The organism is Cohnella sp. GCM10012308 (genome assembly GCF_042649185.1).
Lineage (GTDB): Bacteria > Bacillota > Bacilli > Paenibacillales > Paenibacillaceae > Cohnella.
Genome location: NZ_JBHRYU010000003.1, coordinates 102,948 through 117,120, shown reverse-complemented (window position 1 = coordinate 117,120; position 14,173 = coordinate 102,948). Strand labels below are relative to the sequence as shown.

9 protein-coding genes are annotated in these 14,173 nt (G+C 62.5%); all 9 read left to right on the top strand.

The genetic code is table 11. The features are described from left to right. Positions 1-654 precede the first annotated feature (654 nt). Positions 655-2,103: an alpha-L-fucosidase gene (locus ACFOTD_RS05905; RefSeq protein ID WP_378116679.1), complete on the top strand. Its 1,449-nt coding sequence runs from the start codon at positions 655-657 to the stop codon at positions 2,101-2,103. 61 nt (positions 2,104-2,164) lie between these two features. After that, a complete protein-coding gene (locus tag ACFOTD_RS05900; RefSeq protein WP_378116677.1) occupies positions 2,165-3,625 on the top strand; it encodes an arylsulfatase in 1,461 nt (486 codons plus the stop codon). Positions 3,626-3,714: 89 nt separating this feature from the next. Continuing rightward, entirely contained in the window at positions 3,715-4,113 is a 399-nt protein-coding gene (locus ACFOTD_RS05895; RefSeq protein WP_378116675.1) for a hypothetical protein, read from the top strand. A 195-nt stretch (positions 4,114-4,308) separates the two neighbouring features. Then, a complete protein-coding gene (locus tag ACFOTD_RS05890; protein ID WP_378116673.1) occupies positions 4,309-6,090 on the top strand; it encodes a sensor histidine kinase in 1,782 nt (593 codons plus the stop codon). Then, positions 6,065-7,708 carry a response regulator gene (locus ACFOTD_RS05885; protein WP_378116671.1) on the top strand — a complete coding sequence of 548 codons (1,644 nt, stop codon included), beginning with the start codon at positions 6,065-6,067 and terminating at the stop codon, positions 7,706-7,708. The genes ACFOTD_RS05890 and ACFOTD_RS05885 overlap by 26 nt, the downstream gene beginning before the upstream one ends. Positions 7,709-7,782: 74 nt before the next feature. Then, positions 7,783-9,342, top strand: coding sequence for an ABC transporter substrate-binding protein (locus ACFOTD_RS05880; RefSeq protein WP_378116669.1), 1,560 nt, complete (start codon positions 7,783-7,785; stop codon positions 9,340-9,342). A 278-nt stretch (positions 9,343-9,620) separates the two neighbouring features. Continuing rightward, positions 9,621-10,490, top strand: coding sequence for an ABC transporter permease (locus ACFOTD_RS05875; protein ID WP_378117058.1), 870 nt, complete (start codon positions 9,621-9,623; stop codon positions 10,488-10,490). A gap of 12 nt (positions 10,491-10,502) precedes the next feature. Then, on the top strand, positions 10,503-11,387 hold the full coding sequence (locus ACFOTD_RS05870; protein ID WP_378116667.1) for a carbohydrate ABC transporter permease: 885 nt from the start codon (positions 10,503-10,505) through the stop codon (positions 11,385-11,387). A gap of 106 nt (positions 11,388-11,493) precedes the next feature. Then, complete coding sequence (locus ACFOTD_RS05865) at positions 11,494-14,109, top strand: glycoside hydrolase family 3 N-terminal domain-containing protein (RefSeq protein ID WP_378116666.1); 2,616 nt, start codon at positions 11,494-11,496, stop codon at positions 14,107-14,109. The last annotated feature ends 64 nt before the right edge of the window (positions 14,110-14,173 follow it).

Sequence of the window (14,173 nt, the reverse complement as noted above, 5' to 3'; positions counted from 1 at the left end):
AACCGGCAAACCAAAGAACCGGCAAACCGAGGAACCGCCAGACCGAGCAACCGCCAAACCGAGCAACCGCCAAGCCAGGCAACCGCCAAACTAAGGAACCAGTCCAGCCGATTAACCGCCGCCGAGTAATCGCCAAACCAGCATCCGCAAGCGGACCGTAGTGCCGCTATTTTGCTGAATGAGGCCGATTGCGCGTATTCGCGGACTCAGCAGCCGTTATTTCGACTAACCAGCGGTTTTTAGCATGCTTTTCGACGTGATAGCGTCTCTCCAGTCCACATGGACGGCCGAAACGCCGCTAAATTGTAATATAGCGGACGCTGAGTCCGCCGGAATAAATGTTGGTTGAGACAATTGAGGCACAATGACGCAAATTGACCCACATCTACATGCATCTCGCACCTACTCCATCGCCGACGGACCGTAGGGCCGCTATTTTGCTGAATGTGGCCCATCGCACGTATCTGCGGACTCAGGAGCCGTTATTTCGAGTAACTAGTGGTTTTTGTGGCGGTTTTCGGCGAGATAGCGTCTCTCCAGTCCGCGTGGATGGCTGATACGTCTCATTCTCGCAAAATAGCGGACGCTGAGTCCGATGAGCTGCAGCGTCGAGCGCACGCCAGAACAAAATTATACCGAAGGGGGCAATCGGACATGCCCGTATCCGCTATCCAGGCCGCGCAGGTGCGGCCTTCTTCCCGTCAGCTAGCCTGGCAGGAGCTGGAGTTTTATGCCTTTATCCATTTTACGATGAACACGTTCACGGACAGGGAGTGGGGGGACGGGACCGAGGACCCGGCGCTGTTCGATCCTTCGGCGCTGGACGCCAGGCAGTGGGCCCGCGCCGTCAAGTCCGCCGGCATGAAGGGGCTTATCCTAACCTGCAAGCACCATGACGGCTTCTGCCTGTGGCCGAGCGCTTACACGGAGCACTCCGTGCGGCGCAGCCCCTGGCGCGATGGCGCCGGCGATCTCGTGCGCGAGGTCGCGGACGCCTGCCGCGAGGAAGGGCTGAAGTTCGGCGTTTACCTATCGCCGTGGGACCGGCACGAGCGTTCTTACGGCGATTCGCCCGCCTACAACGCCTATTTCCTGAACCAGCTGCGCGAGCTGCTCACCGGCTACGGCGAAGTGTTCTGCGTCTGGTTCGACGGCGCATGCGGCGAAGGGCCCAACGGCAAGCGCCAAGTCTATGACTGGGACGCCTACTATGCCTTGATCCGCGAGCTGCAGCCCGGCGCGGTCATCTCCGTCTGCGGCCCGGACGTGCGCTGGTGCGGCAACGAAGCCGGCCATACCCGGCCGTCCGAATGGAGCGTCGTCCCCGCTTCGATGCGGGACAACGAGAAGATCCAGGCCAAGTCGCAGCAGGCGGACGACGGGGGCGCCTTCGCGACCCGCGTCAACACCGAAGACGACGACCTCGGCAGCCGCGCCGTGCTCGCCCTGGCGGACGAGGCGGTCTGGTATCCCGCCGAGGTCAACACCTCGATCCGGCCGGGCTGGTTCTACCATGCGGCCGAAGACGACCGCGTGCTGACGCTCGCCCAGCTCGCGGACCTGTACGAGCGGACGGTCGGAGGCAACGCCTCCTTCCTGCTTAACATCCCGCCGGACCGGCGCGGCCTCGTCCACGAGCGGGATGCAGCGAGCCTCGCCGAGCTCGGCGCATGGCTGGCTGCCGTTTACGGCGACAACCTGGCGGCCGGCGCGACCGCGGCGGCATCCGCCGAAGCCGATCCCGAGCATGCCGCGTCCTGCGCCACGGACGGGGCGGCCGACACGCACTGGTGCCCGCCGGCGGGCACCGAGCAAGCCGCGCTCGAAATCGACCTGGGCACCGAGCGCAGCTTCGATCGCGTCGTGCTGCGGGAGCAGATCCGCGAGGGCCAGCGCGTCGAGCGCTTCCGCCTGGAGGCCTGGCGCGAAGAAGGCTGGCAGCCGCTCGCCGAAGGCACGGTCATCGGCGCCAAGCGGATCTGCCGCGTGGCCGCGACGAGCGCGCGTAAGCTGCGGCTACTCATCGACGAGTCCCGCTATCAACCGACGATCTCGGCGTTCGAGGTTTATAAAGCCGGCGAAGCCGCCCTGTCCTCCGTGTGAGGATAGGGGTTTTTCGCATCCATCGCATCCATCCGCTTTCCGAACGAGAGGAGCTTCGTTTATGAATCCGCCCAACCTGCTGCTGATTACCGTAGACCAGATGCGCTACGACTGCCTGAGCGCGCTTGGGCACCCGGTTATAGAGACCCCGAATCTAGATGCGATGGTTCGCAAAGGCGTGCTTTTTCCGAATGCCTATTCGGCTGTCCCGTCCTGCATCCCCGCCCGGGCGGCCATCATGACCGGCATGAGCCAGCGATCCCACGGGAGAGTCGGCTACCAGGACCAGGTGCCGTGGCGCTATCCGCACATGCTGGCGGGCGAGCTCGCGCAGGCGGGCTATCATACGCAGTGCGTCGGCAAAATGCATGTCTACCCTGCGCGCAACCTATGCGGCTTCCACAATATCGTGCTGCATGACGGCTATTTGCATCACAATCGGGACAAGCGCGACACCGCGTTCGCCGAGCACTACGACCAGGTAGACGATTACATGCGGTGGCTTCGGCGGGAAGCGGGCGCGGCGGCGGATCTGACGGACCTGGGGCTGGATTGCAACGCTTCGACCGTCGGCCGTCCCTGGCATCTGCCCGAAGCCTTGCATCCGACGAACTGGTGCGTGACGGAGTCGATCGACTTTCTCCGGCGGCGAGACCCGTCGAAGCCCTTTTTCTTGTGGTCATCGTTCGTACGGCCTCATTCACCGCTCGATCCGCCGCAGACCTACTTCGACCTGTACAAAGATTTAGAACTGCCGGAGCCGCCGGTCGGCGACTGGGTAGACGAGGAAGCTGCCGAGCGAGTGGGCACCGCCGATCCGACGACGATCTTCGGCCGTCTGCCAAGGCGCAGGCTCGACCGGGCGCGCGCCGCCTACTACGGGCTGATCACGCATTTGGACGACCAGATCGGTCGGCTGCTGCAGGCGCTGGGCGAGTATGGCGTGCTAAGCGATACGCTCATCTTATTTACGTCCGACCACGGCGAGCTCATGGGGGACCATCATGCGTTTCGCAAGTCGCTTCCCTATGAGGGCAGCGCCAAGATCCCGCTCATCCTCTGGGATCCGAGCGGCCGGTTCGGCCTCCCGGCGGGCAGCCGCCCGGAAGCGGTCGTCGAGCTGCGCGACATCATGCCGACGCTGCTCGAAGCCGCGGGCGCGCCGATCCCGGAGGCCGTCGAGGGCGCGAGCCTGCTCGGACCGGCCAGAGGCGAAGCTGCGGAATGGCGCTCCTATCTGCACGGAGAGCACGCGTACGGCGACAGGTCCAACCACTTCGTGACGGACGGACGGGAGAAATATATTTGGTTTTCGCAGAGCGGCGAAGAACAGTTCTTTGACCTGACGGCCGATCCGGCCGAGCTCTTCGACATGGCCGACGATCCAGCGCGGGCAGACCGCGTGGCGTTGTGGCGGGAACGGCTCGTCCATGAGCTGGAGGGCCGGGAAGAAGGTTATGTTAAAGAAGGGCGATTGGTAGCGGGGCGCGCGCCGCGCGCCTGTCTGTCTCACATCCTATAGCCCAACGGAATCGGGGTATGCCATAATAAGCGTATGAATGAATGGCATCAAGCTAGTTGCCGATTCTCGCCGGTGAAAGGGTGAACGTCATGCGCGTCATTCCCGCTTCTCGAAGCAAGCAGTGGCTCTTCTGGGGCGCGATGTCCTGGCTGGCCACGACATTGCTGTTTTGGCTCGTGCGATTCGTTATTTTGGGGCAGCCTTGGACAACCGTGCACGCTTTCCGCTTTTTGTTGGTCGCGCTAGTCGTAAGCGCGTTCGCTGCTATATCCGGTTGGCTCGGCGCGCGGTGGCTCGCCCTGTCGACCCTGGCGGGAAACTTGCTCGGGCTGCTGTTCATGGCGTTCGCGTCGCGCGGCAATACGGGGTGGGAGGATCTCTCGAGCCTGCTCGTTTATCTGGAGCTGCTTGGGCTTGGATTGGTCATCGGCGTCGTGTTGGAGTTGGTGCTGTTGTTCGCGGGCAGGGCGGGACGTCGGCGCGGATGAGGGTCTGCGAACGCACCGCTCATATTTACCATTACCGTCAGGGAGAACCCTGGCGGTTTTTGCTGCGGCTTTGCGCAATATTATAGGGCCCCAGGTCGTCAAACCGCAAGCGATTAGTCGCCGCAGGGGTAGTCAATACTTGACGATGAAGGTAAGCTGGAGAAAAACGCGTCTTCACCGATCGGAGGAACCCGCATGTTCAGCCGACTGGCGAATATTCCTTGGCGCTCGATCCGGGTCAAGCTGGTGCTTGGCCTATTGGCCGTTACGCTGCCGCTGATCGCGCTGCTGATCTACAACAACCAATACAGCGTGAATGTCGTCCACAACCAGGTGGCAATGTCGAACGAAAATCTGATCCGCATTTATATGAAGCAGATCGACGGACAGCTGACCGAGGCCGAGCGGCACATGGTCGCCTTGCAGACGACGGACCCGAACGTGCAAGCGATGGGGGAGTCGGCTTCGGAGGACGCCTATATGCTGGCGAAAAGCGCGGTCTCGCGCAAGCTGTCTTCCGACCTGACCGTCTACCCGTATATCGACGGCTTCTTCGTCTACTCCACGGCCCGGCGGGATATCGTGGATGCATTCCGGGGCTCGTTCACCTATGCGGAGCTCGTCGCCATGCGCCAAGCGATGGAACAAAAGGTGGATGCGCTGATCTCCCACCCGGAGTATACGAATGCCGCATGGAAGACGGAGCGCATCGGAGGACCGTACCATCTCGTGCGCGTCTTCGGCGACGGCAATCTCTATATCGGCGCGTGGGTGAGGGTGTCCTCGCTGGTAGAGCCGCTCCGCAGCACGCGGGAAGGCGACGCGAGCGCGGTTCTCATGGTGAACGAGGCGGGCGAGCAGCTGTACAGCACTCAGCCGCTGGACGATGCGCAGCTCGACTTCTCGCGCGGATTCGACGACGGGTATTATTTGTCGGGTCGCGGCCATTCGCATCTCATCGTAGGCGAATCGTCGGGTAAAGGGGACTTCGGCCTTGCCGCGGCGATCCCGGACCGCTCGATCCTCGAAAACCTGCCGTATCTCAAGCGGGCGACGGCGATCGTCATCGCGCTAGCGGTGCTGATGCTGCCGCTCGGCTTCTGGTTCCTTCGCCAGCTGCTGCTGCTGCCGCTCCGCAAGATGGTCGCGGCCATGCGGCTGATCGGCCAGGGCAACTTCAGCATGCGCATGGAGGAGCGGCGGGCGCCGGACGAATTTCAGCTGGTCAATCAAACCTTTAACCTGATGATCTCCCAGATCGAGACGCTCAAGATTAACGTGTACGAGGAGCAGATCAGCAAGCAGCGCGCCGAGCTGAAGCAGCTGCAGCTGCAGATCAACCCGCACTTTTTCATGAACTCGCTCAACATCCTATATAACTTGGCGCAGGTCAAGCAGTATGGCCTCATCCAGGAGATGACGATGTCCCTGGTCCAGTACTTCCGTTATATGTTCCAGAGCGGCCGGTCGCTCGTGCTGCTTCAGGACGAGCTGGGCCATATCGGCAACTATTTGCGCATCCAGCGGATGCGCTTCGCCGGGCAGCTGGAATGCGCGATCCATGTGCCCGACTATCTCGGCGAGACGCGGATGCCTCCGCTTCTGCTGCAGACGATCGTGGAAAATACGATGAAGCACGCGGTCCGGGCGGATGGACGGACGACGCTGACGATCGAGGCCTCGCTGGACGATCTGGCCGAGCAGCCTATGGTGTGCCTGACCGTCCGGGACGACGGGCCGGGCTACTCGGAGGCGGCGCTGTCGAACTTCCGGTCCGGTAGCGTGCCGACGGACTTCGAGGGCGACCATATCGGCTTGTGGAACGCCCGCGAGCGCCTGCGCCTTCAGTACGGAGATCAAGCCTGGATGGCATGCTACAACGACGACCCGCACGGCGCGGTGACGGAGATCGCGGTGCCGCTGAACGCGAACGGGAAGGGGACGAAAGGCGATGCATACGCTCTTAATCGTAGATGACGAGCCGCTTGCGGTAGAGGGAATCCGCTCGGGCGTGGACTGGGCCGCAATCGGCATCGGCCGCGTGTTGACCGCGCACGGCGTGGAGCAGGCCAGGGCCGCGTTCGGCGAGGAACCGGTCGATGTCTTGTTGTGCGACATCGAGATGCCCCAAGGCTCGGGCCTGCAGCTGCTGGAGTGGGTGCGGGCGCACTACCCGAAGACGCAGACGATTTTCCTGACGTGCCATGCCGATTTTCAATACGCCAAGCAGGCGATTCAGCTTGGCAGCCTGGATTATCTGCTGAAGCCGATTCCCTATGCGGACCTGGAAGCGTCGGTGCGCAAAGCGCTGATTAAGTTCGACGAAGAGAGCGAGCTGAGCGAATTCAGCCAGTACGGCAAGTATTGGGTGCAGCATCAGCCGCTGCTCGTCGAGCGGTTCTGGCTGGACATCCTGAACCACGACATTCCGTCGCAGCCGGAGGCCGTGGCCAAAGCCGCCGAAGCGCGCAATATCCCGTACTCGGGCGAACTGGTTTTCGTCCCGGTCCTGATCCGGATTCGGAGATGGTACAAGGAGTTCTCCCTGCGCGACAAAAAAATATTGTCCTACGCGCTGCGCAAGTCCGCCGAGGAGCTCGTGATGGAGCGGCACGAGAGCGGACTGCTGCTCTCGCCGGCTGAGGAGACGATGCTGGCGGTCCTGGGCGGGGACGGCCGGGAAGCGGTCGACCCGCAGCGTCTCAAAGCATCCTGCGAAGCGTATATTGCGGCGTGTCCGCGGTATTTTTATTGCGACGTGGCTTGTTATATCGGCGAGCCTGCGCACGTTCATGAGATCGCGGACGCCTACCGGCGGCTGCTCGAGCGGGACGCGAACAACGTATCGTACGACAGCCGCGCGTTCCTTCCCGGCGAGCAGCCGGCCGACGCGCGCGCGCATTCGCTCCCGGATATGGGCGTCTGGGCGGTTCTGCTGAAGGAAGGCGCGCGGGACAAGGTGCTGCATACCGCCGAGATCTACATCGGCGAACGGCTGCGCGCCGGCGGACTGACGCCTTCGCTGCTCGGCGCGTTCGTGCAGGATTTTCAACAGACCGTCCATTACGTATTGCAAGTTAAAGGCATTCAGGCGCACCGGCTGCTCGGCGATCGCGATTCGTCCGAGCTGTACGCCCGCGCGACCCGGTCGGCGCAAGACGCGCTGGCATGGATCCGCCATGCGGTCGGCAAGGCGATGGACTACGCGGCGGCGCTCGAGCATTCGCCCAGCGTGGTGGAGCAGGCCAAAGCGTATATCCGCGAGCATCTGGACGCCGACATCTCCAGAGAGGACATCGCGGCGCACGTCTTCCTCAACCCCGACTATCTGACCCGCGTGTTCAAGCGGGACACGGGTCAGTCCATCTCGGACTACCTGCTGCAGCAGCGTCTCGACATCGCCGCCCAGCTGCTCGAGAACACGGACATGCCGGTCGGCGCCGTCGCGAGCAAAATCGGCTACGCCAACTTCTCGCACTTTTCGCGCATGTTCAAGAAGTACATGAACGCGGGGCCGGCCGAATATCGCCAGCAGCGCGCAGGAGGCCGGCAAGGCGAGGCACAAAGTCGGCAAAGTGACAGCCCGAGGTCGTGAGCGGAGCAGTGCCCGAGACAGCGCTTGCTTACAATAAAGACAGTCACCATTCAAGCAAAGCGGGGGGAACGAACATGAGCAAGAAAAATACGGCAGCGGCTTCGCTGCTGCTCGCGACGGCGGTAGCGCTGTCGGCGTGCGGCGGCAACAACGACGGCAACAACGCGGCGCCGGGCGGCAGCTCGGCGGCAAGCGGCAATCCGGCTCCGTCCGGCAGCGGATCGGCCGCGCCGAGCGGCAAGATGGAAGAGATCACCGTCACTTTTCCGATGATCAGCACCGTTATTCCGCAGATGCCGGCCATCGAAGCGGCGATCAACAAAATTTCGCAAGCCAAGATCAACACGACCGTCAAGCTGAAGGCAATCAGCTCGGGCGAATGGGTGCAGCAGACGAATCTGATGTTCACCAGCAACGAGACGATGGACCTGATGTACGTGAGCGGCGGCCTGTACAGCAGCATGGTCGCCAAAAACCAGCTGGTCGCGCTCGACGAGCTGCTCGGCCAATACGGCGATGGCATCAAGTCGTCGGTCGGCGCCGACTATATCAACGTCCCGAAGATCAAAGGAGCGGTCTACGCGGTGCCGTCCGTCCGCGACCTGGCGAGCAGCTACGGCGTAATCATGCGCAAGGACCTCGTGGACAAATACAACATCGACGTGGACGCGATCAAAACGCTCGACGACTTCGGAGCCGCTCTGAAGGCGGTCAAGGCGGGCGAGACTAACTTCGCGCCGCTTGTGCCGCCGGGCGTCAACATGTCTTTCCTGGACGGCTTCATGACTTACGACAATCTGGGCGACTCGCTGGGCGTGCTGCCGAACTACGACAACGATCTGAAGGTCGTCGATCTGTACGAGTCGGAGGAATACAAGGCGCTCGTGACGAAGTTTCGCGAGTGGTATCAGGACGGCTACGTACTTAAGGACGCATCGACGAACAAGACGTCGACGTTCGAGCTGCTCCGCTCCGGCAAGGGATTCGCCTACTTCGCCGCGATTAAACCGGGCATCGCCGAGCAGGAAGGGAAGGCCGCCGGCACCGAGGTCGTCGCCAAGGAGCTGACGCCCGTCATCGCGCGGACCGGCACCGTCACGGGCGCCATGTGGGGCATTCCCGTCAATTCCAAGCATCGCGAAGCGGCGATGAAGTTCCTCAACTTGATGTATTCGGACAAGGATATCGTCAACCTACTCGACTGGGGCATCGAAGGCGAGCACTACGCAAAAGTAGAAGGACAAGACGGCGTCATCAAGTACCCGGACGGCGTCGACGCCGCCAGCACGACCTACAACATGCCGCTCGGATGGATGTTCGGCAACCAGTTCCTGTCCTACACGATGGAAGGCGGCGACGCCGACATCTGGAACAAGATGGACGCGTTCAACAAGGCCGCGCAGCACTCCAAGGCGCTGGGCTTCGCCTTCGACGCGACGCCGGTCAAGACGGAGTTCGCTGCGGTGTCCAACGTCGTCACCCAGTATAAGCTGCCGCTCGAGACGGGCAGCGTCGATCCGGAAAAGGTGCTGCCCGAGTTCATCGCCAAGCTGAAGTCGGCGGGTATCGACAAGATCGTCGCCGAGAAGCAGAAGCAGCTGGACGAGTGGGTCAAGGCCAATCCGGCTCAATAGTTCATCGCACAATCGCGCATCCGTGCCCGGCCAATCTTGCATTGGCCGGGTTGTTTGCCGTTTCATCCGCCGCATCCGGACCGGTCCGGGCAGGTGGTCGGCAAAGCGCAAACCGGAAGTCGCCGCAGCGGTAGTGGGGGCGTTCGCCTCTCCGATACAATCGAATCATAGCGCCGGCGGCACCCTACGCCGCCGACAAGAAAGGGGAGAATACGGTGGCCACGATCGCGCACCGCAACAAACGCCGCAGCCTCCGCCGGTTCATACCGCTGTACCTCATGCTGGTGCCGGGACTCGCGTACATGGTCCTCAACAATTATTTGCCGCTGTTCGGGCTCTCCATCGCCTTCAAGAACATCGACTACAGCAAGGGCATCTGGGGCAGCGACTGGATCGGCTTCGACAACTTCGAATATTTGTTCAAGACGAGCGACGCACTGCTCATAACCCGCAATACGCTGCTGTACAACGCGGTCTTCATCGTGCTCGGGCTCGGCCTCGCCATCGCGGTCGCCATCCTGCTGAACGAGATCAAGAATAGGTTCGCTTCGCGTCTGTATCAGAGCGTCATTATCCTGCCGTTCCTCATCTCGATCATCCTCGTCAGCTATCTCGTGTACGCAATGCTGAGCACCGATACGGGCTTCTTCAACAAGACGCTGCTGCCGGCGCTGGGGATCGAGCCGATCGCCTGGTATACGGAGCCCAAGTATTGGCCGTATATTCTGACGTTCGTGCACCTGTGGAAAGGCGTGGGCTACAACTGCATCGTCTTCCTCGCCGCCATCATCGGCATCGACGGCGAATATTACGAGGCCGCGCGCCTCGACGGCGCGTCCAAGTGGCTGCAGATCCGCAAGATCACGATTCCGATGATCACGCCCGTCATCATCATGCTCATGCTGCTCGCGATCGGCCGGATTTTCTACGCGGACTTCGGGCTGTTCTACCAGGTGCCGATGAACTCGGGCGCGCTGTTCGAGACGACGAACGTCATCGACACCTACGTGTTCCGCGGCCTGATGCAGCTCGGCGATATCGGCATGTCCTCCGCCGCGGGCTTTTACCAGTCGGTCGTCGGCTTCGTGCTCGTGCTGATCTCCAATTATATCGTCCGCAAAATCAACAAAGAAAACGCGTTGTTCTAAGGAGGGACCGACATGGACGTTGAAAACCGGAAATGGCAATGGGCCGCGCATGCGGTCCTGATCCTGCTGTCGCTCGCCTGCGTACTGCCGTTTATCCTGCTTTTTATGGCTTCGATCACTGAGGAGAAAACGATCGTCGTGAACGGGTACTCGTTTTTCCCGTCCCGCATCAGCTTCAGCGCCTACGAATACTTGTGGAACCAATCTAGTCAAATCTTCCACGCGTACGGCATCACCGTGCTCGTAACCGTCATCGGCACGTTCGCGAGCCTCGTGATTACGTCGCTGCTCGCTTACCCTCTGTCGCGCAGGGATCTGCCCGGCGGACAGTTCATTGCCTTCGTCGTCTTCTTCACGCTGCTGTTCAATGGAGGCCTCGTGCCGACCTACATGGTGTACACGCAGGTGCTCGACGTGAAGAACACGCTGCTGGCGCTATTGCTCCCGTGGCTCCTCATGAACGGCTTCAACGTGCTGCTTATGCGTACCTTTTTCCAGACGACCGTGCCGCTTGCCGTGCTCGAATCCGCAAGCATCGACGGCGCCGGCGAGTTCAAGACCTACTACCGGATCGTCCTGCCGCTGTCGCTGCCGATCTTGGCGACGGTCGGCATGTTCCAGGGGCTCGCTTATTGGAACGACTGGAACAACGGTCTCGTGTTCGTGACCGAGCCGAACCTGTTCAGCCTGCAAAACGTGCTCAACCGCATCATGAACGACATCCAGTTCCTGACGACTAGCGGCGGCGCGGGAAGCAGCCAGGCGCTGGCGGCGTTGCCGAGCGAGACGTTCCGCATGGCGATCGCCGTCATCGGCGTCGTGCCGATATTGATCGCTTATCCGTTTTTTCAGAAGTACTTCGTCAAGGGCATGACGATCGGCGCGGTGAAGGGCTGAGAGACTGCGCTGCCCGCCATTTCGCAGGTTAGGGGACGGGCGATAGCGCCTGAGGACATAGGGATTTTTACGCGCGGATAAGCATCCGACGAGGAGGCATTGTTCAATGTTCGGACTATGGCATGCATTTATAGAGACGCCCCGCCTGAAGCTTAAGCTCCAGTTCAAGGTGGCGAAAAAAGGCGCTTATGCGCTCGATATGGCGATGGAGCCGTTCCCGCTGCCGGTACGGTTCGATCGCGTAGAGGCCGAAGGCGGCACGCTGCGCGCGACCGGCAGCGCTTATTGGAAGCCGGACGAGGAAACGAGCGTGGAGCTGCGCTTCGCGGGAGACGCCTTCGAGGGCAGCCTGCGGCTGCCGTCCTTTGGCGTGTTCGCGCTGGCGGGTATCCGCGGGCGAGGTCCCACGCTCTACGCTTCGCTTGCGGACGAGATCGCCGCTTACCGGAAGACGGACGCGCCGCCGCCTCGCAACGAAGCGGAGATCGGCGCGGCGGTCGAGACACTGCTCGGCAAGCTGTCGCTCGCCGACAAGGTCGGCCAGATGTGCCAGTGCATGGCTTCGAACTTCTCCTTCGGCGGCGCGGTCGCGTCCGATCCGCCGGAGCGGCTCGTGGCCGAAGGACGCGCGGGTTCCGTGCTCGGCGCCTTCGATTTGAGCCGCGTGTTCGAGCTGCAGCGAATCGCCGTCGAGCGGTCGCCGCACGGCATTCCGCTGCTGTTCAACAACGACATCATCCATGGCGCGCAGACAATCTTCCCGGTGCCGCTCGCCTGGGCGTGCAGCTGGGACATGGACGCGATTCGCGAGGCGTCCGCGATTGCGGCGCGCGAAGCCGCGGCCTCGGGCATCGTCTACAATCATGGCCCGATGGTCGACATCTCGCGCGACCCGCGCTGGGGCCGCGTGGTCGAAGGCGCCGGTGAGGACCCGTATCTCGGCGCGCTCATCGCGAAGGCGCAGGTGGAGGGCTTCCAGGGCGGCGCGGACGGTCGGGGCTCGCTTCACGATCCGGATACGATCGTCGCCTGTCTCAAGCACTTCATCGGCTACGGCGCGGCCGAAGGCGGACGCGACTACAATACCGTGGACATCTCCGAGGCGACGCTGCGCAATGTCTTCCTACCGCCTTTTCGGGCGGGCATCGAAGCGGGCGCGGGTTCGGTCATGAACGCCTTCAATATCTATCAAGGCGTGCCGGTCGCGGCAAGCGTTACGCTGCTGAAGGAGCTGCTGCGCGACGAGCTCGGCTTCGCCGGCGTACTCATCTCCGACTACGGCGCGGTGGACGAGATCGTGCAGCACGGGCATGCGCGGGATACCGAGGAGGCTGCCAAAAAGGCGGTCGACGCGACGATGGACATCGAGATGGTAACGCGCGCTTACGACCATATCCCGCAGCTGATCGCGGAGGGCAAGCTGTCCGAGAGCCAAATCGATGACGCGGTACGCCGCATCCTGACGCTTAAGTACAGGCTCGGTCTCATGGACGATCCTTATCGGTACATTCGCCCGGAGCGGGAGGCGGAGCTGCATTTCAGCGAGCCGCATCTCGCGGCGAGCCGTGCGCTGGCGGCGAAGTCGGTCGTGCTGCTGAAGAACGACGGCGTCCTGCCGCTCGGCGGCGCGAGCGGTCGGCTTGAGGGAGCCGGCGCGGCGGCCTCCCTTCCTTCGGGCGTTTCGCGGGATTGCATCCCTGCCGGACGCGGCAAGCTCGCGCTAATCGGGCCGTTCGCCGACAGCAAGGATCTGCTGGGGCCATGGCAGTTCTCGCGCTTCGGGCACGAGACGGTCACGCTGTACGAGGGGCTCGTCGCCGCGGGCTATAGCGAGGATCGGCTGCTCTACGCGCAGGGCTGCGGCGTGAGCGCGCCGGTCGAGGGCGGCATCGAGGCCGCCGTCGCGCAGGCTGCGCAGGCCGACATCGTCCTGCTCGCGCTGGGCGAGGACAGCGGCATGTCGGGCGAGGCCGCCTCGCGCATGCGCATCGCGCTGCCGGACGCGCAGCTGCGGCTCGCCAAAGCCGTCGCGGCGACGGGCAAGCCCGTCGTCCTGGTGCTGACGAACGGACGGCCGCTCGATCTGACCTGGTTCGACGCACATATGAACGCCATCGTTGAGACCTGGTTCCTCGGCTCGCAGGCTGGCCATGCGATCGCGGACCTGCTGACCGGCGCCCGCAATCCGTCGGGCCGGCTGACGATGAGCTTCCCGCTGCACGAAGGGCAGGTGCCGGTGTACTATAACCACTTCCGCACCGGGCGGCCGCTGACGGAGGCCAACGCGGGCGAGAAATTCATTTCCAAGTACCTTGACGGCTCGAACGAGCCGCTGTATCCATTCGGCTACGGCTTGAGCTATGCCCGGTTCGAATATGGAGAACTGCGGCTCGACGGCAATACGCTGACGCCGGGCGGCAAGCTCGAAGCGCGCGTGACGGTGACGAACGCTTCGGGTCCCGCGGGCGTCGAGACCGTGCAGCTGTATATCCAGGACGTGTGCGGCAGCATCGTTCGCCCTGTGATGGAGCTGAAAGGCTTCGTGCGGGCAGCGCTCGAACCCGGCGAGACCCGTGAGATCGTTTTCGCGATCGGTGAGGCCGACCTCGCCTTCTGGTCGCCGGCAGCCGGTTATGCGGCCGAACCTGGGGAATTCCGCCTCATGGTCGGTCCGAACAGCCGCGACGTGCGGACGGTTTCGTTCGGATTGCTGGAGTCTTGATGGCAGAGATAACCCTCTCGCCCGAACGGTTAAAGGAACTATTTTTCGCTATCGCCCGCAGGAG

Bases quoted from the DNA above. Each gene is read 5' to 3' on its own strand.
- ACFOTD_RS05905 (WP_378116679.1), top strand. From the start codon at position 655: ATGCCCGTATCCGCTATCCAGGCCGCGCAGGTGCGGCCTTCTTCCCGT.
- ACFOTD_RS05900 (WP_378116677.1), top strand. From the start codon at position 2,165: ATGAATCCGCCCAACCTGCTGCTGATTACCGTAGACCAGATGCGCTAC.
- ACFOTD_RS05895 (WP_378116675.1), top strand. From the start codon at position 3,715: ATGCGCGTCATTCCCGCTTCTCGAAGCAAGCAGTGGCTCTTCTGGGGC.
- ACFOTD_RS05890 (WP_378116673.1), top strand. From the start codon at position 4,309: ATGTTCAGCCGACTGGCGAATATTCCTTGGCGCTCGATCCGGGTCAAG.
- ACFOTD_RS05885 (WP_378116671.1), top strand. From the start codon at position 6,065: ATGCATACGCTCTTAATCGTAGATGACGAGCCGCTTGCGGTAGAGGGA.
- ACFOTD_RS05880 (WP_378116669.1), top strand. From the start codon at position 7,783: ATGAGCAAGAAAAATACGGCAGCGGCTTCGCTGCTGCTCGCGACGGCG.
- ACFOTD_RS05875 (WP_378117058.1), top strand. From the start codon at position 9,621: ATGCTGGTGCCGGGACTCGCGTACATGGTCCTCAACAATTATTTGCCG.
- ACFOTD_RS05870 (WP_378116667.1), top strand. From the start codon at position 10,503: ATGGACGTTGAAAACCGGAAATGGCAATGGGCCGCGCATGCGGTCCTG.
- ACFOTD_RS05865 (WP_378116666.1), top strand. From the start codon at position 11,494: ATGTTCGGACTATGGCATGCATTTATAGAGACGCCCCGCCTGAAGCTT.